Annotated in this window: 19 protein-coding genes and 1 other RNA gene; 16 read left to right on the forward strand and 4 right to left on the reverse strand. The window is 42.8% G+C overall.

Annotated elements, in window-relative coordinates:
* Window positions 1-80 precede the first annotated feature (80 nt).
* The 3 genes from HXT43_RS00535 to HXT43_RS00545 all read left to right on the forward strand — a co-directional run bounded on the left by HXT43_RS00535 (window position 81) and on the right by HXT43_RS00545 (window position 2,736).
* Window positions 81-1,133, forward strand: coding sequence for a DnaJ C-terminal domain-containing protein (locus HXT43_RS00535; RefSeq protein ID WP_174143535.1), 1,053 nt, complete (start codon window positions 81-83; stop codon window positions 1,131-1,133).
* Between the two features lie 87 nt (window positions 1,134-1,220).
* Entirely contained in the window at window positions 1,221-1,817 is a 597-nt protein-coding gene (locus tag HXT43_RS00540) for a heat shock protein transcriptional repressor HspR (RefSeq protein ID WP_116971482.1), read from the forward strand.
* Window positions 1,818-1,992: 175 nt separating this feature from the next.
* Window positions 1,993-2,736, forward strand: a complete 744-nt coding sequence (locus HXT43_RS00545; RefSeq protein WP_116971481.1) for an HAD family hydrolase — start codon at window positions 1,993-1,995, stop codon at window positions 2,734-2,736.
* Window positions 2,737-2,864: 128 nt separating this feature from the next.
* Here the strand turns inward: HXT43_RS00545 and HXT43_RS00550 are convergent, their stop codons facing one another.
* Entirely contained in the window at window positions 2,865-5,183 is a 2,319-nt protein-coding gene (locus tag HXT43_RS00550) for a transglycosylase domain-containing protein (protein WP_421780989.1), read from the reverse strand.
* Between the two features lie 172 nt (window positions 5,184-5,355).
* On the opposite strand from HXT43_RS00550, the gene HXT43_RS00555 reads away from it, so the two are divergent.
* The 6 genes from HXT43_RS00555 to HXT43_RS00580 all read left to right on the forward strand — a co-directional run bounded on the left by HXT43_RS00555 (window position 5,356) and on the right by HXT43_RS00580 (window position 12,962).
* Entirely contained in the window at window positions 5,356-6,498 is a 1,143-nt protein-coding gene (locus tag HXT43_RS00555; protein WP_004118456.1) for an inositol-3-phosphate synthase, read from the forward strand.
* Between the two features lie 41 nt (window positions 6,499-6,539).
* Window positions 6,540-6,636: signal recognition particle sRNA small type (gene ffs / locus HXT43_RS00560), an RNA gene on the forward strand.
* A 45-nt stretch (window positions 6,637-6,681) separates the two neighbouring features.
* Window positions 6,682-7,989, forward strand: a complete 1,308-nt coding sequence (locus HXT43_RS00565) for a phosphatase PAP2 family protein (protein WP_116971479.1) — start codon at window positions 6,682-6,684, stop codon at window positions 7,987-7,989.
* A 131-nt stretch (window positions 7,990-8,120) separates the two neighbouring features.
* Window positions 8,121-10,976: a type I DNA topoisomerase gene (gene topA / locus HXT43_RS00570; protein WP_004104755.1), complete on the forward strand. Its 2,856-nt coding sequence runs from the start codon at window positions 8,121-8,123 to the stop codon at window positions 10,974-10,976.
* Window positions 10,977-11,024: 48 nt separating this feature from the next.
* Window positions 11,025-11,729 (forward strand): dTMP kinase, encoded by a 705-nt coding sequence (gene tmk / locus HXT43_RS00575; RefSeq protein WP_064340640.1) that lies wholly within the window; start codon window positions 11,025-11,027, stop codon window positions 11,727-11,729.
* A gap of 54 nt (window positions 11,730-11,783) precedes the next feature.
* Window positions 11,784-12,962 (forward strand): DNA polymerase III subunit delta', encoded by a 1,179-nt coding sequence (locus tag HXT43_RS00580; RefSeq protein WP_101891397.1) that lies wholly within the window; start codon window positions 11,784-11,786, stop codon window positions 12,960-12,962.
* 12 nt (window positions 12,963-12,974) lie between these two features.
* On the opposite strand, the gene HXT43_RS00585 is transcribed toward HXT43_RS00580, so the two are convergent.
* Together HXT43_RS00585 and HXT43_RS00590 are read right to left on the reverse strand one after the other, a co-directional pair.
* Entirely contained in the window at window positions 12,975-14,054 is a 1,080-nt protein-coding gene (locus HXT43_RS00585) for a LacI family DNA-binding transcriptional regulator (RefSeq protein ID WP_101886200.1), read from the reverse strand.
* A 99-nt stretch (window positions 14,055-14,153) separates the two neighbouring features.
* Window positions 14,154-14,420, reverse strand: a complete 267-nt coding sequence (locus tag HXT43_RS00590) for an HPr family phosphocarrier protein (protein WP_004104751.1) — start codon at window positions 14,418-14,420, stop codon at window positions 14,154-14,156.
* 275 nt (window positions 14,421-14,695) lie between these two features.
* On the opposite strand from HXT43_RS00590, the gene ptsP reads away from it, so the two are divergent.
* The 7 genes from ptsP to HXT43_RS00625 all read left to right on the forward strand — a co-directional run bounded on the left by ptsP (window position 14,696) and on the right by HXT43_RS00625 (window position 23,130).
* Entirely contained in the window at window positions 14,696-16,354 is a 1,659-nt protein-coding gene (gene ptsP, locus HXT43_RS00595; RefSeq protein ID WP_064340721.1) for a phosphoenolpyruvate--protein phosphotransferase, read from the forward strand.
* Between the two features lie 104 nt (window positions 16,355-16,458).
* Window positions 16,459-16,908, forward strand: coding sequence for a PTS sugar transporter subunit IIA (locus HXT43_RS00600; protein WP_004104748.1), 450 nt, complete (start codon window positions 16,459-16,461; stop codon window positions 16,906-16,908).
* 63 nt (window positions 16,909-16,971) lie between these two features.
* Window positions 16,972-17,241 (forward strand): PTS sugar transporter subunit IIB, encoded by a 270-nt coding sequence (locus HXT43_RS00605; RefSeq protein ID WP_004104746.1) that lies wholly within the window; start codon window positions 16,972-16,974, stop codon window positions 17,239-17,241.
* A gap of 116 nt (window positions 17,242-17,357) precedes the next feature.
* Window positions 17,358-18,890 carry a PTS ascorbate transporter subunit IIC gene (locus tag HXT43_RS00610; protein ID WP_421780992.1) on the forward strand — a complete coding sequence of 511 codons (1,533 nt, stop codon included), beginning with the start codon at window positions 17,358-17,360 and terminating at the stop codon, window positions 18,888-18,890.
* Window positions 18,891-19,113: 223 nt separating this feature from the next.
* Window positions 19,114-19,665, forward strand: a complete 552-nt coding sequence (locus HXT43_RS00615; RefSeq protein ID WP_004104740.1) for a YbhB/YbcL family Raf kinase inhibitor-like protein — start codon at window positions 19,114-19,116, stop codon at window positions 19,663-19,665.
* Window positions 19,666-19,776: 111 nt separating this feature from the next.
* Entirely contained in the window at window positions 19,777-21,384 is a 1,608-nt protein-coding gene (locus tag HXT43_RS00620; RefSeq protein WP_064340312.1) for a C69 family dipeptidase, read from the forward strand.
* A gap of 228 nt (window positions 21,385-21,612) precedes the next feature.
* Window positions 21,613-23,130: a formate--tetrahydrofolate ligase gene (locus HXT43_RS00625; RefSeq protein ID WP_174143538.1), complete on the forward strand. Its 1,518-nt coding sequence runs from the start codon at window positions 21,613-21,615 to the stop codon at window positions 23,128-23,130.
* Window positions 23,131-23,345: 215 nt separating this feature from the next.
* On the opposite strand, the gene HXT43_RS00630 is transcribed toward HXT43_RS00625, so the two are convergent.
* On the reverse strand, window positions 23,346-24,188 hold the full coding sequence (locus tag HXT43_RS00630) for an alpha/beta hydrolase (RefSeq protein ID WP_101886197.1): 843 nt from the start codon (window positions 24,186-24,188) through the stop codon (window positions 23,346-23,348).
* Window positions 24,189-24,281 lie beyond the last annotated feature (93 nt).

A 24,281-nucleotide genomic window follows, 5' to 3' on the forward strand; every position in this document is an offset into this window, starting at 1 on the left:
ACTCATAAGAGTTGGCACGAGCAGCCTATATTTGGTCAAAAGCGAAATAGCCAATGTGCTTGTGAAGAAAGGAGGCACAAATGGCTGAAAATGAATGGTTAGCTAAGGATTTTTATAAGGTTCTCGGTGTCTCCAAAGACGCAGATGAGGCAACGATTACTAAAGCGTATCGCAAACTTGCTCGTAAATATCACCCTGATTTAAACAAAACAAAAGAAGCTGAAGAAAAATTTAAGGATGTTTCTGAAGCTTATGACGTATTAAAAGATAGTCAAACTCGCCAACGTTACGATGCTATCCGTCAATTTGGTGCTGGTGGTGCTCGTTTCGCTGGAGGAGCAGGTGGTGCTGGCGGTTTCGATGCGTCGAGCTTCTCGGACATTTTCTCCATGTTCAACGGCGGCTCTGGCATGGGTGGTATGGGCGGAAACGGTTCGCGCATTCGCTTTACATCCAACGGTGCTGGACCAAATATGAGCGACATTTTCTCCATGTTTGGTGGAGGTCAGCGCTCTCAAGATTCAGCAGGATTCCAAGGTGCGAGTGGCTTTGGTGGTGAGAGGTATTCTCAATCGCAGGAAGCTGACGTGCCTGAAGTTGGCGAAGATATAACAACCGATATAAAGCTCACATTTAAGCAAGCTTTTAAAGGCGCTACAGTATCGTTGCGTGCGGCTGGTGAAACTTTTAAAACGCATATTCCAGCTGGTGTAAAAACCGGACAGAAAATTCGTTTGAAAGGAAAAGGCAAGCTAGGCAAGTTCGGTGGTGCTGCAGGTGACTTGTACTTGCATGTTCAAGTAGAAGCATCAGATAAATTTACTTTGCGAGGCGACGATTTGATTTCTACATTGCCGCTAACGTTAAGTGAAGCAGTTCATGGCGCAAAAGTTAGCATAAACGACGTAGACGGCAATCCTGTTACTTTCAAAGTTCCAGCTTGTGTTTCAAGCGGTGATGAAGTTCGTGTAGAAGGTGCTGGAGTGCCTGGAAAGAATGGCAATTTTGTTGGTGTTGTGCAGATTCGTTTGCCAAAGCGTTCGAGCATGTCTCTTAGGCGCGTTGCAAAAGAATTTGATAAAACTGCTGGCGAAACTTATGCTGAAGAAATTAAAAAATTAAGACAAAACTAAGTTAACAATAATTTAGTAGGTTAAACACTGTTGAATTGCTTGTAACAGTGCTTTAAACATACTAAAAAGGGCAAAGGAAGGCGTGCTATGACACCAATAACGCGTGAAACTAAAGCACTGTATGAAATGTGTGCAGTTGCTTTAGTGCGTGGTACTGCAACGCTTGACGGGGCAGATGAAGTAGGATTTGTTCTTGATTTGCCAATATTTACCGTAAGCCATGTGGCACGCCTAACCAATACGCATCCGCAAACTTTACGACAGTATGATCGGCTTCATTTAATAATGCCGCATAGAACTGAAGGTGGCGCTCGCCGCTATTCTTTGCGAGATATAGACAGGATTGTGCAAACTCAGCATTTAAGCCAAAATGAAGGCATTAATCTTGCTGGCATCATGCAAATACTTGATTTGCAAGAAGAAAATCGACAGCTTAAAAGACAAGTAAGGCATTTGTTAGATTCTGCAGAGTCTTCAGAGCGCAACATTTTTGCTGCAAATGCGGATGGTGACATTGTGGAAATGCAGCGTTCTCGCAATGCGCGTCGCTGGAGGCGAGATATTCTTACAGAGAGACGAGCGTTACCTTCGTCGTATTCTTCGGAAAGCTATAACAGTAATTATAAAAATCGAAAGTCTTCGGATGAAAAATCTGTGGTGTTGTGGAGAGCGTGGAGCATATAGTAACGTAGGCATGGCTACTTATTGTGCTTTTAGAAATTAGTGAGAACTAGCGAGAAGAATTAGTTAGCGAGAATTAACGAGAAGAATTAATAGTGCGAAAAGTAATACAGAATTAGTGTGAAAAATGATGCACTATAAAAGCTAAAGCAAATATATGCAATATGAAGGATTGTGAATGGCTGAACAGACGACGAATGTGTGTGCAAATACTCTTAACTCTAGTGAAGAAAAACATGTGTTGCGTGCAGTTTTTTGGGACATGGATGGCACTCTTATAGATTCCGAGCCGTATTGGCATGAGTCGGAATTTTATTTAGTAAAAAAATACGGTGGATATTGGGATGAAGATTTAGCTTGGGAATGCTCTGGCGGATCCCTTGACACTGTTGCCAATAAGATGATTCCAAGTGGTACAAAACTTACAGTAGAAGAAATTGGCAAAGGCATGGTTGATTACGTTGCTGCTCGTGAAGCTGAATCCGTGCCTTGGGTTCCAGGAGTTTTAGACGTGCTTAAAAGTCTTACGGATGCTGGCATTCCTTCAATTTTGGTTAGCAATTCGCCGCGTTGTTTGGTTGAAAATATTGTGAATCATGCTCCAGAAGGTGCTTTCGCTGGGTACGTGTGTGGAGATGATGGATTTAAGCCGAAGCCTAGTGCTGAGCCTTATCTTGCTGCAGGGAAAATGGTTGGCATTGAGGGCACGGATGAGGAAGTTGCAAAGCAGATGGCTAATTGCATTGCCATAGAAGATTCTCTATCTGGTCTTACTGCTGCAATTAATTCCGGAGCAACTGTAATTGCGCAAACAGGTTTTTCGCGCGCAAACATATCTGAAAGCAAGCATCATGCAGAACTTAACGGTTATGAAAATGTTACTGCTAAAATGCTTGAGAACATTGTTTTGAGCCGAAACTAATTAATAAACTAGCAAAACTAATTAACAAACTATTTAGCTATTTATTTAGCTATTTACTTAGCTAGCTATTCACATATCTGTTTGTAAATTAGCTACAGTTTTGTTTATAAATAGCTACAGTTAATTTACTAGTTTCCTCCAGTTGTGTCATAGTTATTGTCGTAACTATGACCGCCAGAATTATTGTCGTAGCTGCCAACGCCGCCCGATGATGAATCGTCATGACCATACAGCTGGCTATCAAGGTCTAAAGTTTTATCTTTGTCTTTGTCCTTATCCTTGTTTTTATCTTTATCTTCATCCTCGGTTTTTGCGTGCGTGATTGCGCGTTGTTCGCCTAATCCCCATTTTCCATCAGGCCCGCCAATTTTGCCTGTGTCTTTTGCTTCAGGGAATTTAGTATTCGGTGTTCCTATCACCGCTTGACGCATGTATCTTGTAAACAAGTGCACAGGGTAGTCGCTTCCTCCAAGATATCCGTGGAACGGTTTAATTACTTGTGGACTACCTTTTGCATCTGGATTCCATATAGCAAATGCGGTAACAATATTTGGCGTAAATCCTACAAAGCTACCAGCAGTTTCGTCGTTTGCTGTTCCAGTCTTTCCTGCAATTTCTCTACCTACAGAGCGAGCTTCGGTTGCTGTACCATGTTGCACTACGCCAATCATTGCTTTTGTAGCTAAAGCGGCATCAGCTGGTGAGAATACTTGCTTTCCAGCCGTTGGTGCGCGGTAGAACTCTTTACCGTCAGGATTTTTTACGCTGGCAACAATATGCAGATCTGGGCGTCTTCCTTGGTTTGCAAATGTTGCATATGCGCGCGCGATTTCGCTTACATGTACAGAATCATTTCCAAGAACAGTAAACGGATTATTACCATTGACGCGGTCAGGGTTTAAACCTGCCATAACTGCAGTATTAGCAATTTTCTTAGCACCAAGTTTACTTTGCAAATCCATATATACTGTGTTCACAGAATTTGCAGTTGCGCTATATAAGTTAATTGTGCCGTAGCTCATGTTTGCAAAGTTTCCAACAGGCTTATCAATACCATCAAACTTGCGTGGAGAATTGCCATTGAACATTGTATCCAAGCTAGTGCCAGCCTGAATTGCTCCCATAAGCGCAAAAGGCTTCATAGTAGAGCCTGGCTCGTAAAGCGCTTGTGTAGCGTTATTAAGCTGTTTCTTTAGATAATCGTCTCCTGCGTAAACGGAAATGATTGAACCATCTTTTGCGTTTATTGAAATTCCGCCAACTTGCAGTCCTTCTGGCACAATTCCTCGTCCATCTTGAGAAGGACTTGCAACTTTGAACATTAAATCTTGCTTAGCTTTATCGATAGTAGTAATAATGCGATATCCGCCGCTGTCAAGATCTTCCTGCGTAAAAGCACCATTCCTAGTTAACTCATCGCGAACCATATGCAATAAGTAACCTTGTTGACCTGCGTAAATGTTTTGAGTCGTCTGAGTAATAGTTTTAGGCATTTTTGCTTGCGCTGCTTGAGAAGCTGTAATGTAGCCATCTTCTTTCATAATGCGTAACACGCGCTTAAAGCGAATGCCTGCTTCTTTTGGACCAATTGCAGGATCCCAGCTACTTGGTGCTGGAATAATACCTGCTAAAAGTGCAGCTTGCGAAAGTGACAAATCTTTTGCTTCTATACCGAAATATGCTTTAGCTGCAGCTTGAATTCCGTATGCTCCTCTACCCAAGTAAATAGTATTCATATAATTGCAAAGTACTGTATCTTTATCTTGGGTTTGCGCAATTTTCAAAGCTAAAATAGCTTCTTTTAGTTTTCCAAAATAAGTTTTTGTTTCACCGAGATAATATCTTTCCGCATATTGTTGCGTAATAGTTGAGCCGCCCCAACGCCCGTGCTTTGTAACGTTATGAAGTAATGCGCGTCCAATTCCTTTAAAATCTATTCCGCCATCGTGGTAGAAGGAACGATTTTCTGAAGCAACTATTGCTTTACCAACATATTTAGGTAGTACTGAACAATTGATAATTTCGCGATTTTGCTCAGCAAAAGAGCCTAATTCAGTTTTGCCATCTGAATAGTACACTTTCGTCTTATCTGCCATAGCAACTTTGTCTGGTGCAGGTATATCTGTAGTTGCGTACAGATAAGCAAAAACAATTGTGCCTAGCAAAATTGGTACAAAAATAACGATAAGTGCCCAAAAAATAATAGGATGTCTGCCTCGCCAAGTTCTACGACGCCTTCTGCGTGTTGCTGCGCGAGAACGTTCGAATCTCGAATTACGGCTGCTTTTGTTTGATTCAAAAGAATACGAATGTGGACGGTATGAGTCTTGTCCGCTTGGTGGGACAGATGAAGGCATATTCGTATTTTTTTGTGATTGTGACGATATGCTTCGAGTAGCTTTCTCATGCGAAGTAGACGCTCGTCTTCCATCTTTACGTGCAACCATACATTCCACCGTAGCGTCCGGTGTTGAATTTTTCTACAAAACAGCATGTTTTTGTTTAGAAAAGATTAAAAATATTGAATATTAGTACATATTTGTTAAAGCAATAGTATTATGAAATGTGTATGGTGCGGCATAATGTAATGTCGCTTATTTTGCAGGGCAAGGAGTCTATATGAGCATCCGCGTTGCCATTGCCGGTGTCGGCAATTGTGCTTCGTCGCTGGTTCAGGGCGTTGAATATTACAAAAACGCTGATGACGGTGAGAAAATTCCAGGGTTGATGCACGCTGTATTTGGTCAGTATCGTGTGCGCGATATTGAGTTTGTTGCGGCGTTTGATGTTGATTCTCTAAAGGTTGGGCATGATTTAAGTGAAGCAATTGGCGCTTCACAAAATAACACAATTCGTTTTGCTGATGTACCAAATTTGGGTGTAGAAGTATTGCGTGGTCCAACTTATGACGGTCTTGGTGATTACTACCGTGAAATGATTGATGAGTCCGAGGCTGAACCTGTTGACGTTGCTCAAGTTTTGCGAGATAAGCATGTGGATGTGCTTGTTTCTTATCTTCCAGTAGGATCTGAGCAAGCCGATAAAGCTTATGCGACTGCTGCGATGGAAGCTGGCTGTGCATTTGTAAACTGCCTGCCAGTCTTCATTGCTTCTGATCCTGAGTGGGCACAAAAATTCCGTGATGCAGGAGTTCCTATTATTGGCGATGACATTAAAAGTCAGGTAGGTGCAACTATTACTCACCGCGTTATGGCTCGACTTTTTGAGGATCGCGGTGTGCGTTTGGATCGCACGTATCAGCTGAATGTTGGCGGAAATATGGACTTTATGAACATGCTTCAGCGTTCAAGACTTGAATCTAAAAAGATTTCTAAGACTCGTGCAGTAACTTCAATCGTGCCTCATGAAATGGATGAGCATAATGTTCATATTGGGCCTTCAGACTACGTAGCTTGGTTGGATGATCGCAAGTTTGCTTTCGTGCGTTTGGAAGGTACTACTTTTGGTGATGTTCCTTTGAATTTGGAGTACAAGCTTGAGGTTTGGGATTCTCCAAATTCTGCCGGAATTGTTATCGATGCTGTTCGAGCCGCAAAAATTGCTTTGGATCGCAAGCTTTCTGGTCCGGTTTTGGCTCCAAGTTCATACTTTATGAAGTCTCCTGCAGTTCAGCATGAAGATAGTGAAGCTCGCCAATTAGTTGAACGCTATATTGCTGGTGATGTTGAAGCTAACGAGTCTCAGCTTGATGAAGATACTGAATTTGCAAAAGAACATGGCAAGAGTGTGTGGCGCGCATAATTTATTACTACTCGACATGTAGCGAAAATCGTGTAATATAGATAAAGCCTCCGTGTGGCACTAAGTCACCCAATCCCCCCAGGGCAGAAATGCAGCAAGGGTAAGTGGCCTCTGGTGGGTGCGCGGAGGTTTTATTATGCGTAAAACTAGCGCGGTCGTAAATACTGTCGTAAAGTCTAAAGTATGAGTGAAGAATTTGCAGGAATTCAATCCAATAGCATTGACAATCAGCATGATGATTCTGCTGGAGAAAGTGATGCGCTGCCGGTAGGTGGAACTTCGCAAGATATTAATCGCAACAGTGAAGGTAGTGACTATTCGCATCCTTTGGATTCGATTAATACGATTACGCCATTTTCCCCAATCTCATCTGAGGATAATGACGAAAAAATATCGCCTTTATTTCCAGAAAATACTGAAGAGAAATCTTCTAAACAGTCTGTAAAACAGTTTGTGAAACAAACTAAACGTCAATCTGATTTGTCTGATTTGTCTGATTTGTCGTATTCAACTAATCAGTTATCTTTTGAAGATTCTTCATCGGATGCAGATGATATTGATCAGCTTGATCCGCTCGTAAAGCGTCCTCGAATATCTACCATATTGTGGTGTGTTGCTATTGCAATTGTTTTCCTGGCTTCTGCTGCGTTCATATGGTTTATTAGTGTGCAAACAGTACTTGGTCAAAGCTATGAAGAAATGGTAATTGATGGATTTGGCTCTCATGGTATGCCGTCTTGGCTTGCATTTTGCTTGCGACCTATAAGCGTTTCTATGGTTGTTATAGTTACTGGCATAATAATTGCTCTTGTTTCACTCATAGTAGTTTGTATTCGTAAACGTTGGTGGCTTCTTGGTCAATGTGCTGGAATTATTATTCTTTCGGCTGCTGCTGAACCATTGAAAAAAATTCTTCCGCGCCCAATGCTTATAAGTATTGAATATTTGTCTGCAAATTCAGCACCTTCAGGTCATACCCTACTTATTACTGCATCATGTGCGTTGCTTATTTGTGTAGTTTCGCGTGTTTGGCGCGCATGGGCGTCAGTAGTTGCAGCTTTTATAAGCATTCTTGTGGAACTTTCTTTGGTTGCAGCACATTGGCATAGAGTTTCTGACGTTCTTATGTCATTACTTATCGTTGGTGCTGTAACGCTTATTATGCTCGCATGCACTCGCAGTAGTGGAATGGATATGCCAGCTTATCGACGTTCCTCAATTAGCGTTCAAATTGTAGGAAGCTCTATGATTACGATTGGTGTGTTGGCGTGTTTGTATGCACTTTATTTAATATGGCAAATTCTTCCTGGTGTTGATATTTTTGCTCAATGGGCTGCAAGCGTATCTTATGTAGCAACTTATTGGCTGATTATAGGCGTGTCTTTGCTTGTTTTTGGCGTAATTATGGTAATGCGTCACTCTACAGCTTCGCCGTTGAGTAGGCTTGGATTAGTAGGCGCTCCGCCAACGCCTCCATCTGCTTCTAAGTAATATTGTCTACTCTATCTGCTTTTATCCACCGAGGTGGAATGTAATAGACGTATAACTTAAGTTGCGATACAGTTAGCGTGAAACATATAGTTCGGAATTATATGTTCGATTGTGTTAGGAAAGGAGCGAATATGGCAGCACAGAATAAGCTAGTCATTGTGGAGTCTCCCACGAAAGCGCGAAAAATTGGCGGGTATTTAGGCAATGGATATACCGTCATGGCTTCAGTTGGGCATATTCGCGATCTCGCTCAGCCAAGCCAAGTTCCAGCCTCACGCAAAGCGGCGTTTGGTAAGTTTGGTGTAGATGTCGATCATGGTTTTGCGCCATATTACGTAGTTGGCTCAGATAAAAAGAAAACTGTTTCCGATTTAAAGTCTGCGCTCGCAAAAGCTGACGAATTATATCTGGCAACTGATGAGGATCGCGAAGGTGAAGCTATTGCGTGGCATTTGGTAGAAGCATTGAAGCCAACTGTGCCAGTAAAGCGCATGGTGTTTCATGAGATTACTAAGGATGCAATTCAAGCCTCGCTCAGTAATACTCGAAATGTTGACGACAATATGGTTGACGCGCAAGAAACTCGTCGTGTGTTAGACCGTTTGTATGGATATGAGCTTTCTCCTGTTTTGTGGAGAAAAGTTGGTCCTGGTCTTTCTGCTGGACGCGTGCAGTCTGTTGCTACTAGGTTGATTGTTGAGCGTGAACGCGAGCGTATGGCGTTTACTAAGGCGTCTTACTGGGATATTAGCGCGATTTTAAGTTCTAAAGGCTCAGATGGTGAAAGTGTTGATTTTGAAGCGCGTATGAGCGAGCTTTCTGGTCGCCGTCTGGCTGGTTCTAAAGATTTCAATTCAAAAGGTGAGTTGGTTTCTACAAAAGATGAATCACAAAAAGCTTTGCATGTTGATGCTGATTTTGCATCTAAGCTTTCTAAAGCTCTTGAAAATTCAGATTTTGTAGTTGACTCTATGGAAACGAAGCCGTATCATCGTCGTCCTTTGCCACCTTTTACTACATCAACTTTGCAGCAAACTGCTGGAAACCGACTTTCAATGAGCTCTCGCCAAACTATGCGAGCTGCGCAATCTTTATACGAAAACGGCTATATCACTTACATGCGTACGGATTCCGTAACGCTTTCCAAAGAAGCTATCGAAGCTGCTCGTAGTGCCGCTCGTGCAGCGTTTGGCGACGAGTATGTTTCGCAATCTCCTAAGCAGTATGCAACTACGTCTGCAGGAGCGCAGGAAGCTCATGAATGTATTCGCCCTGCTGGAGCGCGTTTCTTAAGTCCGGACGAGCTTGCAGATAAATTACCTGCGGATCAGCTGAAATTGTATACGCTTATTTGGCAACGAACCCTTGCGTCACAAATGGCTGATGCTACAGGTTTTACAGCAACTGTTAAGTTAAATGCTTCTGCTGGAGAATATGGAGAAGCTTTGTTCCAAGCTTCTGGAACAGTAATTACTTTTGCTGGTTTTATGAAGGTTTTTGGCAATGCACATGCATCTGAAGGTGAAAGCGATAAGGCGCTTCCTCAAATGCAAGCTGGGGATATTCTTGAAGCTAAAAGTGTTAGTGCGGATTCTCACGAAACTCAGCCTCCTGCAAGATATACTGAAGCTTCTTTAGTTAAAACTTTGGAAGCTAAGGAAATAGGCCGCCCTTCTACTTACGCAACGATTATTTCCACAATTATTGATCGTGGATACGTGTATGAGCGTGGACGTGCGTTAATTCCTTCTTGGCTTGCTTTTGCTGTAATTAAGCTTTTGGAAGCGAATTTCCCGAAGTATGTTGATTACGCGTTTACTGCTGATATGGAAAATGGTTTGGACAGAATTGCGCACGGTGAAGAAACCGGTCGCGATTGGTTAACTAGGTTCTATTTCGGTTCTGGTGAAGGTGCCGCTAATTCCGCTGATGAAGCTCATATTGGTTTGCAACAGCAGGTTGCAGAGCTTGGTGAAATTGATGCGCGTGAAATAAATACCATAGACATTGGCGATGGTTTGCATGTGCGTATTGGACGCTATGGTCCTTACTTGGAAGACATTAAGAATCTTGATGCTGAAGGCAACCCTCGTCATGCTTCTTTGCCAGAAACTTTAGCTCCAGATGAGTTAACTGTTGATGCTGCTCGAGAATTGCTTGAGAATAATGCTGAGGGTCCACGTGTGCTTGGAGTAGATCCAGAAACGGGTGGGAATGTAGAAGTGCGCAATGGTCGTTTTGGGCCGTACGTGGCACTGGTAGAAGAGCAGGATAATGCGGAAGATTCTAAATCTTCTAAGGCTTCTAAGTCTTCTAAGGCTCGTCCAAAAATGGCTTCTTTGTTTAAAACCATGGATCCAGCGACTTTGACTTTGCAAGAAGCGTTGCAACTTTTGAATTTGCCACGTTTTGTTGGCGAATATGAAGAAGTTGACGCAGAAGGTGTTGTAAAACTAGCTCGTATCGAAGCAAATAATGGTCGTTACGGTCCATATTTAACTAAAACATATTCTGCTGTAGATACTTCTGCTGGAGAAACTGTGGAATCTAAGCCGGATACGCGATCTCTTTCTAGTGAAGATGCTATTTTTACTGTTACTTTGCAGGAAGCGAAAGATTTATTTGCGCAACCAAAGTACGGTAAGCGTACTCGTGGTGCCGCCAAGCCGCCTCTTCGTGAGCTTGGTGCAGATCCTGAAACTGGGAAGCCAGTAGTGATTAAGGATGGTTTCTACGGAGCTTATATTACTGATGGCGAAACGAATCGCACTTTGCCAAAGCAGTATACGCCTGAATCGATTGATCCGCAGGATGCATTTGCACTTTTGGCGCAAAAGCGTGCCGCAGGTCCCGTAAAACGCAAAAAGCGCGCGACTAAGAGCACTGCAAAATCTTCTGAAAAGAAGTCTACTGCGAAAAAATCTACCGCAAGGAAAACTTCTACAAAGAAGACTACTTCAAAGAAATCTACCGCTAAAAAAGCATAGGAATGAAATCTAAAGATTAAATAAACCTTGCATATGGAGTCAAAAAATATGGCATCTAAGAATGACGATTTCTCTGATGGCTGCGCTTGCGGAGGAAACTGCGGCTGCAGAAGTGAGCAATCTTATGCAAATAAAGGCTTATTTATTTCTTTTGAGGGCATTGATGGCGTTGGCAAAACTACGCAAGTTGAGGCTCTTAAGGATTATTTGCAATCTTCGGGGCGAGAAGTTGTAGTGACGCGTGAGCCTGGCGGTACGCAGTTGGGTAAAACTTTGCGCGAAATACTCTTGCATGGCACGAGTGTATCTGCCAGAACAGAAGCTTTGCTTTTTGCTGCGGATCGTGCACAGCATGTTGCGCAAGTAATTCGCCCTGCACTTAGCCGTGGTGCAGTAGTAATAACGGATCGTTATATTGATTCTTCGCTTGCTTACCAAGCAGGCGGTCGCGAATTGACTATGGATGATGTGCGAACTTTAAGTGAGTGGGCAACGGATTCGCTGTGGCCTAATCGCACTTATTTGCTAGATATGCAGCCGGAAGATGCTTTTAAGCGTTTGCATCGTGAGCAAGATCGCATGGAATCAGCTGGAATAGATTTCGCACGTCGCACTAGAGAAGCATTTTTAGATTTGGCGCAGGAATCTGCAGATCGTTATCGCGTATTAGATGCAACGTTCTCAGCGAAATCATTATCTGAACTTATTGTGCAAGACGTACATAACTTAATTGAAGAAATTGAAACTAAATAAAGTGGCGAATTTTATAAAGTGAAGAAGTAAAGAAGCTATGCAGGGGGTGAAGCGATGAGTGTGTGGGATAGCGTTATTGGGCAAGAACAGGTAGTTTCGCGATTGCGAAAAATTGCTTGTGCGGATGCTAGCAAAATAGCGCAATCTTGGCTGATTTGCGGAGCTGCTGGCTTCGGTAGTGCGCAAGTTGCGCGCGCTTTCGCTGCAGCTCTCGAAAGTCCGGATCATGGAGAAGGCAGTGATGGAATTAGCGGCGAAAATGAGCTTAGTAAAACTGCCAAAGAAGTTTTAGCAGGATCGCATCCTGATGTGCATACGCTTGCAACAAAAGGCGTAACTCTTAGTATTGACGATGTACGCGAGGCAATTGGGATTTCTGAGCAGATGCCTAGCACTGCTCCTTGGCGAATCATAATTATTGAAGATGTTGACAGAATGTTGGAACGTAGCACAAACGTTCTTCTTAAAGAGATTGAAGAGCCAAGCGAGCATACGATTTGGCTTTTATGCGCTTCAAGTGTTATGGATGTGCTTCCAACAATTCGTTCGCGTACGCAACTTGTGCAATTAGCTACTCCAAACGAGCAGTCTATAGCAGAATATCTTACTAAAAAAACGGATGCGGATAATAAGCTAGCAAATCGTGCAGCCAGGCTTTCTCAAGGAAATATAGCAACTGCTTTTATCTACGCAAGCGATGAGCGTGCTTTAAGTAGGCGAGATGAGCTTATTGCAGGATTGCTCCGTATGCATGATGCTGCCGACGCAATTATGCTTGCTGCAATGCTTATTGACGATGCAAAATCACAAGCAGAAGATGAGGTTCAGCGAAATGTTGAGGCTCAACAAAAAGAATTTCGTAGAATTAACGGATTAGGCGATGAGGATCGCATTCCGCCCAAATTGCGCGCAAGCTACAATGCAATTGGGAAAAAGGATGATATAAAACGTAAAGTAACTCGTGTAAGTCGTGACGTGTTATGCCGTTCTCTTGACGCAATCGATAGCGTGTATAGAGATGTTTTAGTTGTTATTAACGAAGCGCAAAAGTCTTCGCCGATTATAAATCAGGAATACAAGTCTAGAATTGTCCAGTTGGCACAAAGCATGACAGCAAGTAGTGCATTGGATTGTGTTGACAGCATTGCTACTACTCGTCGTCGGCTTTCGAGAAATGGTAACGCAACTCTTGTTTTTGAAGCACTATTTTGCTCACTTTTGCAAAGTCAATAAAATACAAAAGTATCATATCCTCCACGGAAGTGACATATCGCTTGTGCCTATTCTTGGTGAATTTGTTGATTCGCGTCGCATGATTTCCGGTCTAAACTCCATATGTGCAGGTAACCAATGTTGCTCTGATTTGTTAACAGCGGTTAGGCGGATTGCTTCGCGCGCAATTTGCTGATACGGAGGACGGATTGAAGAAAGCTTTGGTTCAGATATTTCTGCCTGTCTGCTATCTCCGTAACCTATTACGAGAACGTCCTGCGGAACTTGCAAAGAAAGCTCATCTAAAGCTAGAAGTGCTCCAAGTGCGACAGCGTCATTTGCGCAAATAACAGCGTCTGGTTTGCGAGATTGTTTAGCGGTAGAATCAGAAAAAAGCCGCATTGTATCCTTGAATCCACGTTGATAAGTAAGTTCTCCAAAAGTTGTCCAATCTGGCTCAGAAAGTAAACTTAATCGGCTTGCAGCAGTCTGAAAATTGGCAAATAAGTTTGCACTTTGTGTGGAGTCAACATTTCCACTTAAATAAGCAATATTATGGGCATCGTGATGCGAAAGATGTATCAAAGCGGCTTCCATCATTGATTCTTGATCCATGCCAACCCAATTCACGTGGAATGAAGTAGTAGTGCCACCAATTTGCACAATGGGAAGATTGTCAACGTAGTTTTCAAGTGTTTTTGTTAAATCACTATTGTTAGATGGCATAACAATAAGACTGTCAACATTATGACCGATAAGCTCTTCTATGCGTTCTTCTTGAGCTTCTGCGTCTTTTCCAGTTCCAACAAGAAGTATTTTATCTATTTCATGAGCTGCTTCATCCAATGCAGAAAGCATATTTACACTGAATGAATCATCTACGTTGCTTGTGCCTATTACTACGCCGATTGTATTAGTTGTGTCACTTCTTAATGCGCTTGCTGCATAATTTACTGAATAATTAAGCTGCTCTGCAGCTTTTCTTACGCGTTTTGCAATATCGTCATCTTTGGCTCGTCTACCAGAAAGTACACGAGATACTGTTGCAATTGAAACTTTTGCAAGAGCTGCTACATGAGTTATGGAGGCGTTTTGATTAGTTTGATTTGTCATATTTGCCCCCGAATAAGTGCGGTGCTGTAATTATTGGTAAACAGCACCGCAAATTGAATATTATTTATTTGTCAGTTTATGTACACTTATTTATTTATATTATTCGCCTTTCGTGACTACGTCGACAAGATTGTTAGCTACATTTTCAGCGTCTTCACCATCAACGGTAATTGTGATTGAATCTCCTTTAGTAATGCCCAATCCCATAATTGAAAGAATGCTATTCGCACTTACAGGGGCACCTTCGCCTTTCGCAATCGTTACAATGCAATTTGAGGACATTGCGGCTTGAGAAAATTCTGACGCTGGGCGAGCATGTATTCCAACTGGGTCTTCAATAGTAACAGTACGAGTTGCAATTGCCATTTTTTCTCCTTTGAATAATAATTAACAAATTCTGCTTTTATTTTTTTATTTTTCATATAAAAGCAAACCATATTTTTTCTTAAGGTTTTTTGTTTGCTATTTTCAACATTAAGTGTAGCATAATTAATTGAAAAATACAGAAAACGTTTTCACTTGTTGTAACAACATTTTTAATGGTGTATAGTTTCATTAGTAAGAAACGTTTACCTACAAGAAATGCTTATGCGGCGTTGCGGCCGTAATAAAGTTTCTAAACCTAAAGGAGGGTTTTAAGTATGGTAATCACTGGTGTTGGCATTGGGCGCTCGATGGCATATGGTGAAGTATTGTGTATGGCACCTGCTTTGCATGAGCCAGAGGATTCTCCTCGTGCTGTTAGTGTGTTGGCTGAGGATGCAAAAAAGGCTGTTAAAAATGCTTTAAATGAAGTAAATAAAGACCTAAACCATCGTGCAAGTGAGGCTCTTGAAGCAAAGGATGAGGGGACTCGAAAGGCAGCACCAATTATGCAAGCTCTTGCACAGATGGCCATAGATCCAGCATTAATAAGTGCAATTGAATCTGGTATTGATAAGGGGAAAACAGCTGAACGTGCCACTTGGGAAGGGTTCGCACAATTTGAAGACATGTTGCGTAATCTTGGTGGTTACATGGCTGAGCGTGCAGGAGATTTGCATGATGTTGGCCAGCGTGTTATTGCATCTTTGATTGGTGTTGAAGCTCCTGGAGTGCCGGAAAGTGATTCGCCTTTTGTACTGGTTGCTAAGGATCTTTCACCTGCTGATACAGCTTCACTTGATTTAAGCAAGGTTCAGGCAATTGTCACTCTTGATGGTGGTCCTACAAGTCACACTGCTATTCTTGCTCGTGCTCGTGGAATTGTTGCTGTTGTTGGAGCACACGATGCCTCTCAGCTGAAGAATCATCAAATTGTTGTAGTAGATGCCGTTAATGGTCATGTTATAAGCAGTCCTAGTGAAGAAGAAATCGCGCATGTTAAAGAGTCTCGTGAGCGTTTAAGCCGCGCTCGTGAATTGCGTGGATTGCCTGGAAGTACAAAAGATGGTCATTTGATTCCTCTTTTGGCAAATGTAGGAAAGCCCTCAGATGCTGTAACTGCTCATGAGTATGGAGCAGAAGGAGTAGGTCTATTCCGAACGGAATTTCTGTTTATTGGTAACGAGCAACCGCCTAGTATAGAAGAACAAACAGAATCTTATACAGAGTTACTATCTCAGTTTGAAGGCAAGAAAGTTGTTATTCGATTGCTTGATGCTGGAGCAGATAAGCCGTTACCATTCTTGACTCCTGAAGATGAACCAAATCCTGCCCTCGGACTTCGAGGTTTGCGTACTCTAAGACAGCATATGGATGTTCTAGATGGTCAGCTGGAGGCATTATCTCGTGCTGATGCTGTGACGAATGCTGACTTATGGGTGATGGCTCCAATGGTTTCAGACGAACATGAAGCAGCATATTTTGTAAAACTTGGTAAATCTAAAGGTCTTAAAAAGGTTGGCATTATGGCCGAGGTGCCTTCTATCGCCCTTGTTGCCGAGGAGGTTGCTCAAGTCGCTGATTTTGTATCTATCGGAACGAATGATTTGACGCAATACACTCTTGCAGCAGATAGAACCCTTGGGTCTGTTTCTAATTATCAAACTGCTTGGCACCCTGCAGTGTTGCGCGCGATCAAAATGATTGCAGACGCTGGTAACGCACATGCTATGCCAGTCGGAGTGTGTGGAGAAGCTGCAGCAGACCCAGACTTAGCGGTTGTTCTTACAGGTCTCGGTATTAACTCGCTTTCTATGACGCCGGTTGCTTTGGACGATGTTCGAGCAGAACTTGCTCAAACTACATTTGATGAAGCTAAGGCTAAAGCTCATGATGCTTTAGCTGGAAAGTTCTACCACTCAATCATGCAAGAATAAGCTAAGGGAGTAATTCAAAATATGATCGTTACGAAAAACATTAAAAATTCGATTACCAATCAGAAATAATCAAGAATAATTAACATGCTTAGAAAAGAGAAAATATGAGTACTGATATTGATGAGCTTCTCCCGGATTCTGCAGTAAACCTTGATATTGCAGCGAAGGATTGGCGTGATGCTATTTGTCTTGCAGGCAATGCTTTGAAGGAGTCTGGCTTTACTACTGATGAATATACGAATCAGATGATTGAAACAGTTGAGAAAATGGGCCCGTATATTGTTATTGCCCCAGGCTTGGCTTTGGCACATTCGCGCCCGTCGGAAGCAGTGTTAAAAAGTGGTTTGAGCTGGATTCGTTTAAGTACGCCTGTTAAATTTGGTAACACTGCCAACGATCCGGTCTCTTTAGTAATTGGTCTTGCAGGTCACGATGAAAATGAGCATATTGGCGTTATGTCCGCGGTTGCTGCAGCTTTGTCTAATCCTGTGAAGACTAGAGAACTTGCACAAGCAAAAAACGCTAAAGAAATTCGCGCAATTCTTAAAAGTTAAATACTAAAGAATTAATTAATTTTGCAAAATTAAAAAAATACAACTCAACGAAAGAGGTTATTTATGAATATTCTATGTGTATGCGGAAACGGCATTGGCACGTCTGTACTTTTAAAAATCAATGTTGAGGCTGCGGCAGCAGACTTAGGTCTTGATGTTACAGTTACTACTTCCGATGCGGGAAGTGCAAAAGGTACTGCGAATATGAATGATCTTGTGCTCACTTCTCCTCAGCTTGCTCCAGAGCTTGAGGGCACTACCACTCCTGTAGAAACAATTGAAAATTTCATGGATGTTGAAGAGGTGAAGGGTGTGCTTGAGCGTTACGCATAAATTATGTGTAACAAATAAACGTTTGATTATGCTGATTACGTGCTTACTGCTTTGGCATAGTCGTGCTGTTATTTCATGCGCTATTCGCTTTTTCTAAATAAAAAGAAGGAAATAAGATGAACATTGTAGTTCAGGTTTTAAATTTCATAAGTCAGCAGATTTTGAATGTGCCGGCTTATTTGATTGGTATTATTGCGGCAATCGGTCTTATCGCACTCAAACGTAGTGCAGGACAAGTGATTGCAGGCGGCTTAAAAGCTGCTATGGGTTACCTCATTTTGGGTGCAGGTGCTGGCGTTGTTGTTGGTGCACTTGCTCCATTTGGTGACTTGGTTTTGAAGTCTACTGGTGCTCATGGTGTTGTACCTGCGAATGAGGTTATTACTGCTCAGGCTGCAGGTCAGTACGGTGCTACTTCTGCATACATTATTGTGCTCAGCTTCGTTCTTATGCTTCTTGCTGCACGCTTTACTCCTTTGAAGTACATATTCTTGACTGGTCACCACATGGTGTTTATGTCTATGCTTTTGGCTCTAGTTCTTTCCGTTGGTTTTGGTGCAGGCAACCAGTTGCTTATTGTTATTGTCGGCTCTGTCATTATGGCAACGGTTATGGTTGTTCTGCCAGCTTTTGCGCAGCCTTTTATGAACCGTATTACTGGTAGCGATAAGCTCTCGATTGGTCACTTTAACTCTTTAAGCTACATTGTTTCTGGTGCTGTTGGTGCTGCTGTTGGTAAGAAGTCTAAGTCTACTGAAGATATTAACTTCCCTAAGGGTTTGAGCTTCTTGCGTGATTCAATGGTCTCCACGACTTTGTTGATGGTTGTGCTGTATTTGGTATTCGCAGTGTGGGCTTCGGTTGTGTTGCCAGTAAAGGAACTCTTCAAGATTTTCGCGTCTCACCCTACGGACTATAGTGCCTTCTACATGGCGGCTTTTGCTCAGGCTTTGCAATTTGGAATTGGTGTTAGTGTCATCCTTTATGGTGTTCGTATCATTTTAGGTGAATTGGTTCCTGCATTCCAGGGCATTGCTAACAAGGTCGTTCCAGGCGCTCGTCCAGCATTGGATATTCCAATCGTATTCCCATACGGTGCTAATGCTTCTCTTATTGGCTTCTTGTCTTCCTTCGTTGGAGGTCTTGTAGCTCTCGGACTTATTGCAATTTGGATGGGTCCAGCTTGGGGATTGGCATTGATTCTCCCAGGAATGGTGCCTCACTTCTTCGATGGTGGTGGTGCAGGCGTGTTTGGTAATGCAACCGGTGGTCGCCGTGGTGCTATTCTCGGTGGTTTTATTAACGGTTTAATTATTACATTCCTTCCAGCAGTATTGCTTACTGTTATGGGTTCCTTCGGCTTGGCAAACTCCACCTTCGGCGATGCTGACTTTGGTTGGGTTGGCACTGTTGTTGGTAACTTCGCTCACCTCGGTGCAGGCGTTGGTGCTATAAGCTTGATTATTGTTGCTGTTATTCTGTTTGCCTTGGCTTGGGTATGGCAGGTTAAGGTTGTTAACACTGGCTGGCTTCCTGCAGTAAAGCATGCTGAGTTCATTGAAGGAATTAAGAAGCAAGAGCGTGCTGCTAAGAAAGCAGCTGTGGCAGCTAAGGCTGCTGAAACTCATGAGGAGGCTGCTACAAAATAAATAGAGTACAGTAAAAAATTACATTTTAGTTAATGCGCCCAGTTTAGATTTTTCTGGGCGCACGTTTTATATTGACCGTCAAATTATGCAGTTAGCGTTGTTTCTTAGTGTTGTTTTTGCTTGAGTGCCACGATCTGCTTGAACAATTAGATTGCGCTAACGTTTGCGTTTATTTGTTACTCGCGCAGTTGATTAGTGTTGTGTAATGGTAGATACTTAAATTATGAATATTTCTACAGATTTCACTACCATTCCGGATGATTATTCTAAAGCTGCGCCGGAGCAGAATAAGATCAGCGGAGTTCCAGTAGTTTCTTTCCCATTTTACGTTGATAATATGCCATCTTTCGTGCATTATTTGCATTGGCGTTTTGTTGACGACGATGCAATACCGGTATGCGGTTTTGAATGGATTCACTGGACTGCCGCGAACGTGCCTGTTGAAGCGTTAATGTTTGATTTTAATGATTCTCACGCTTTACAAATACCGGAAGATTTTTCTCGCACAATGACTTCTATGATTCCGGAAGCTCTTCAAGGTCGTAACTCGCAAGCAAGCAGATTTATTGGTTGCAATGATTCAGCAATTACTATGCGATACAACGGCCCTCAGCCTCCTGATAAAGATCACGAATACATGTTTGAAGTTTTTGGCACAGAAAAGCCTTTGCCAAATCTTAAGCCGGGATTCTACATGAATGAATTGTTACGCGAAGTAAGAAATGTAACTTCAGGTGTAGATGCTGGTGGAATGTTCCTTACTGGTAAAGCCTAAACGCAAGCACGAGAGCAACCAATTAGGTTAGCAGTTAACGCCTAAGCGTTAGAATCAAACAGTAACAAATCTAAAAATAAAATATAAAATCTAAAAACAGAGGATGCAAATATGGCATGCACAACAATTCTTGTTGGTAGAAAAGCAAGTTACGACGGATCCACGCTTATTGCGCGTAACGAAGACTCAGCAAATGGCGAGTTTAATCCGAAGCGTTTAGTGGTAGTAAAGCCGGAAGATCAACCTCGCGTTTATAAGTCTGTTCTTAGCCACGTAACAGTCGAGTTGCCGGATAATCCAATGCAATACACAAGCGTGCCAAATGCAGACTTGCGCGAAGGAATTTGGGGAGAAGCTGGCGTTAACGAAGCAAATGTTGCAATGAGCGCAACTGAAACGCTTACGTCCAACGAGCGCGTGTTAGGCGCAGATCCAATGGTTGAACTTCAAAAAGAACAAGGCAAAGTTGGAGATGCTGACTACAAGCCGGAAGTGCCGGGTGGAATTGGCGAAGAAGATTTCTTAACGCTTGTTTTGCCTTATATTCGTAGCGCTCGCGAAGGCGTTGAGCGTTTGGGTGCATTGCTTGAAAAGTACGGCACTTATGAGATGAATGGCGTTGCATTTTCGGATGTGAACGAGATTTGGTGGTTTGAAACTGTCGGTGGTCATCATTGGATTGCTAAGCGTGTGCCGGATGAAGCTTATGTTGTTATGCCAAACCAGCTCGGAATTGACGAGTTCGATTTAGATGATGCTTTTGATCTTCAAGAAGAGCATATGTGCTCGGCTGATTTGCTTGAGTTTATTGAAGAAAATCACTTGGATTTGTCGGTGGAAAACGCTTCTCCGTTTAACCCTCGTGATGCTTTTGGCTCTCATTCGGATGCTGACCACGTGTACAACACTCCTCGCGCATGGTTCATGGAGCGCTTCTTGAATCCGTATGACGAAGTGTGGGATGGTAAAGACGCTGATCATCGTCCGGACAGCAACGATATTCCTTGGGCTCGCCAGCCTGAGCGTAAAGTGACTGTTGAGGATATTAAGTACGTTTTAAGCTCTCACTATCAGGGCACTGAGTATGATCCTTACGGCAATCTTGGAGATGAGCATACTCGTCATATGTTGCGTCCAATCGGAATTAATCGCCAAAGCGAGCTTGCTGTAATGCAAATCCGCCCTTACATGCCGGAAGCAATGCGTGCAATTCAGTGGATTACTTACGGTTCTAATCCTTTCAATTCTTTGATTCCGTTCTATCCAAACGTAAATCGCACTCCAAAGTATTTGGAAGATACGACTACTCGCGTAACAAGCGAAAACTTCTATTGGGAGAATCGCATTATTGCTGCTCTTGCGGATGCCGCATTTAACGACACTGCAAACGCGATTGAGCGCTACCAAGAAGTTGTCGGTTCCCTTGGTCACGCAATGGTCAAGTCTACGGATGCTGCCGTGGCAGATCTTCTTGGCGTTGATTTGGCTGATTACGAGCCAGAACGTGAAGGTGATGAAGGCGAAGATTACGATGATTTAGTTCGCGATCCTGAAGCTATTATTGCCGAGCTTCGCAACGATAAAGTGCGCGAGGCTTTGGCTGAAGCAAATGACGATATGGCAGCAAAGTTGAAGAAAGAAACCGATTCTTTGCTTGACACGGTGCTGTACATCACTAGCATGCGTATGAAGAATGGTTTCAATCGTTCTGATCACTAAATTTAAATTTTATTAAAAATTAAGTGCCTTCCTAAGAAATGAACTTTTTATTTCACACGGAAGGCATTTTTGTTATCTTTTGTTATTTTGCTATAGACGTTGATAATAACGCGTATAGATATTGCGTGTGGTGGCTATGCTACGAACAAACAATCGTATAGTATGAATCATGTAATTAACATTATCCGCATGCATAGTTGTGCCAATATGCCTATGAAAGAGGGGTACATGAGCATTCTTGATTCATACACTACAACATTCGGTTTGGTTAAAAAAATTGATGCCTTTGGGTACTTGGATTATTTAAAGCAACATCCAGAGGAGCCTAGGAAGCGCGGTAAGGTTCTGCTTGTTACTGCTGATACTCCTTTAAAAGCTTCTCGCGGAGAAGGTAAAACAACTACAACTATCGCGTTAGTTGATGCATTGCGTGAGCGCGGTGTGGACGCAGCTGCAGTTCTTCGTCAGCCAAGCATGGGAATTACAGCTGCTGGTTCTAAAGGTGGTGCAAGTGGTGGCGGTAAGTCTTCGCTTTCTCACCCTGAGTTGATTGACTGGGGCCTGTGTGGTGAAATGGCTGCTATTGCTTGCGCGCAGAATTTGCTTGTGTCGTTTGCGGAAAAAGCAGTCGACGAGGGTGTTCTTGATACTATTTTAGTTCCTCGAGTTAGTGAAGTTCCTTCGCGATCTTTGCGAAGCATTGCTGTTGATTTTGGCAAGGGGACTGTTCCTGAGCGCGTTGTTTTGACGCCAACTTGCGAGCTTATGCAAATCGTAGTGTTGTCGCGCAGTATGGACGAGATTTCTCATCGTGTTTCTTCAATGATTGCTGGCACAAAAGACGGTAAGCCTGTTAAGTTTGGTGAGTTTGTGGATTTGTGGCGAATCACCAATATTCTTGCCGACGCTGTAAAGCCTGCTAAAACTGAGACGATTAATGGTTCTCCAATCTACGTCCATTGCGGCCCGTTTGCGAACGTTTCGCTTGGTATTCCAAGCCTTGTAAGCGTTGAAATGGCTTGCGCTGAGCATGATGTTGTAGTGGTGGAAGCAGGTTATGGTACGGATGCTGGTGCTCAAAAGTGGTTAGATATTGCTGCTCGCGAGTTTGGCGCAAAGTGGCCTGCTGCTGCAGTTGTAGTTACTCGCGCAACTACTTGGCGAGATGACGAAACTTTGGCTTGGCGTTACCCATTCCATGTTTCTCGTTTGGAATCTCTTAATATCCCTACGTTCCCGTTGATTAATTTGTGGGAAGGCGAGGATGATCAAGTGCCTGAATTGTTGGAACAAGCCAAGTCTTTAGGATTCAGAAAGCCTATTGTTGGCAATTTATTCCGTGATGGTGGCGATGGTTTGGCAAATCAGCTGGACGATTTTGTGTCTGCAATAACTGATGATGTTGAAACGAAAGTTCCAGAAAGTAGGCGTGGAAAGACGCTTAGGGAGCGAATTAACTTGTTGTGTGCAGAAGCTTACGGTGTTCCTGTTGAGCGTGTAATCGACAAAGCAGGTTTTGCTGATTCATTGAAAGAAGCGCAGGATTTGTGTGCAAATTCTGGAGTTATTTTCGATGACCTTGCGCTTGTTGCTGTAAAGTCGCCAGCAACTATGACTGACGATGATCATGCGCCTGAAGATTCTCGCACTGTGACATTGAAGAAAGTGGAAGTTCACGCTGGAGCTGGAGTTGTGCAGGTAAATCTCACATCTTCACTAACAACTCCAATGCCAAAAATCGTGTGAAATATTAATAGTGTAATTTTCTCTTAAATATTGAGATTACTTAAAATTACTTATTGATAGCAAATAGAAAAACGTCGTCAACATGCCCCTTATGGCGTGTAGACGACGTTTTTGTTTTTGCCTTGTGTTTCGTCTGTTGTTTCCGCTTTTTGTTTCCGCGTTTTGTTTACCAAATGGGTCGAAAAGGGAACAAACGCGGGAGTGTTGAAGTTAAATCACGCAAAAGTGCGATGCAACCAATCGCAAGCAAGCTTAACCCACTGCTGAACTTCTGGCTGCACAAATTCAGGAATTACTGCGCCATTTTCATCGCGTTTTGCTGTTTCTTTAACTGCCAAAGCTAAGCCGTGCGGTCCTTTAGGGAACAGGTGAGCTTCAACACTTACTCCAGCTTCAACGCAAGCGTTCACAAACATTATTGAATTTTCTACTGGAACTGTTTGATCAGTAACAGTTTGCCATACAAATACAGGTGGAGTTTTGCGATCCACGTGATTTTCCAGCGAAAGTTTATTGACGAGTTCAGTTCGCTTTTCGTCGCTAACTTCTCCAAATAGACGATCGAAAGTTGGCTTATGCGCATATTTTCCAGCAGAAATAACAGGATATGCGAGCATAAGCGCATTTGGACGCACGTCATCAGCCGTATATCCGTTTGCTTCCTCAACTTCGTCGCTAACACTAGTTGCAAGGTTTGCAGCCACATGCCCTCCAGCGGAGAATCCAATAATTGCAATTTTTTGCGCATCTACGTGCCATTCTTTTGCGTTTTTGCGAATTAAGCTCATCGCTTCTGCGGCTTCTAAAAGCTGAGTTGGGTACGTGCTTGGAGTAAGCGAGTATCGCAACACAAAAGTGTGGAATCCTTCTGCAGCAAACTTCATGGCAACAGGCTCTGCTTCACGATTCGAGACGCGCAAGAAACCTCCGCCTGGCAAGATTAAAATTGCAGGACGGTTTTGTAAGCCTTCGCTATCTAAATTATCGTCTAAAATATATCCAATAAGCTGCGCATCGCTTCCATCTGTACTTTTTATTTTCTGATTTATAATCTTCATAGTGTCTCTTTTCGTTTCGCTTATATTGCAATTACACTAAGCATAATTCTAATCAAATACCTCGCTTTGTAAGTGCGTTCTTTTATAAATTCG

Source organism: Gardnerella sp. DNF01195 (genome assembly GCF_049244175.1).
In the GTDB taxonomy this organism is placed as follows: Bacteria; Actinomycetota; Actinomycetes; order Actinomycetales; family Bifidobacteriaceae; genus Bifidobacterium; species Bifidobacterium leopoldii.

What these genes read in the sequence shown, in the direction of transcription:
- topA (WP_004104755.1), top strand. Translation starts at nt 8,121, where the DNA reads ATGGCAGCACAGAATAAGCTAGTCATTGTGGAGTCTCCCACGAAAGCG.
- HXT43_RS00630 (WP_101886197.1), bottom strand. Translation starts at nt 24,188, where the DNA reads ATGAAGATTATAAATCAGAAAATAAAAAGTACAGATGGAAGCGATGCG.
- HXT43_RS00615 (WP_004104740.1), top strand. Translation starts at nt 19,114, where the DNA reads ATGAATATTTCTACAGATTTCACTACCATTCCGGATGATTATTCTAAA.
- HXT43_RS00550 (WP_421780989.1), bottom strand. Translation starts at nt 5,183, where the DNA reads ATGGTTGCACGTAAAGATGGAAGACGAGCGTCTACTTCGCATGAGAAA.
- HXT43_RS00565 (WP_116971479.1), top strand. Translation starts at nt 6,682, where the DNA reads ATGAGTGAAGAATTTGCAGGAATTCAATCCAATAGCATTGACAATCAG.
- HXT43_RS00545 (WP_116971481.1), top strand. Translation starts at nt 1,993, where the DNA reads ATGGCTGAACAGACGACGAATGTGTGTGCAAATACTCTTAACTCTAGT.
- tmk (WP_064340640.1), top strand. Translation starts at nt 11,025, where the DNA reads ATGGCATCTAAGAATGACGATTTCTCTGATGGCTGCGCTTGCGGAGGA.
- HXT43_RS00620 (WP_064340312.1), top strand. Translation starts at nt 19,777, where the DNA reads ATGGCATGCACAACAATTCTTGTTGGTAGAAAAGCAAGTTACGACGGA.
- HXT43_RS00590 (WP_004104751.1), bottom strand. Translation starts at nt 14,420, where the DNA reads ATGGCAATTGCAACTCGTACTGTTACTATTGAAGACCCAGTTGGAATA.
- ptsP (WP_064340721.1), top strand. Translation starts at nt 14,696, where the DNA reads ATGGTAATCACTGGTGTTGGCATTGGGCGCTCGATGGCATATGGTGAA.
- HXT43_RS00555 (WP_004118456.1), top strand. Translation starts at nt 5,356, where the DNA reads ATGAGCATCCGCGTTGCCATTGCCGGTGTCGGCAATTGTGCTTCGTCG.
- HXT43_RS00610 (WP_421780992.1), top strand. Translation starts at nt 17,358, where the DNA reads ATGAACATTGTAGTTCAGGTTTTAAATTTCATAAGTCAGCAGATTTTG.
- HXT43_RS00605 (WP_004104746.1), top strand. Translation starts at nt 16,972, where the DNA reads ATGAATATTCTATGTGTATGCGGAAACGGCATTGGCACGTCTGTACTT.
- HXT43_RS00600 (WP_004104748.1), top strand. Translation starts at nt 16,459, where the DNA reads ATGAGTACTGATATTGATGAGCTTCTCCCGGATTCTGCAGTAAACCTT.
- HXT43_RS00625 (WP_174143538.1), top strand. Translation starts at nt 21,613, where the DNA reads ATGAGCATTCTTGATTCATACACTACAACATTCGGTTTGGTTAAAAAA.
- HXT43_RS00580 (WP_101891397.1), top strand. Translation starts at nt 11,784, where the DNA reads ATGAGTGTGTGGGATAGCGTTATTGGGCAAGAACAGGTAGTTTCGCGA.
- HXT43_RS00540 (WP_116971482.1), top strand. Translation starts at nt 1,221, where the DNA reads ATGACACCAATAACGCGTGAAACTAAAGCACTGTATGAAATGTGTGCA.
- HXT43_RS00585 (WP_101886200.1), bottom strand. Translation starts at nt 14,054, where the DNA reads ATGACAAATCAAACTAATCAAAACGCCTCCATAACTCATGTAGCAGCT.
- HXT43_RS00535 (WP_174143535.1), top strand. Translation starts at nt 81, where the DNA reads ATGGCTGAAAATGAATGGTTAGCTAAGGATTTTTATAAGGTTCTCGGT.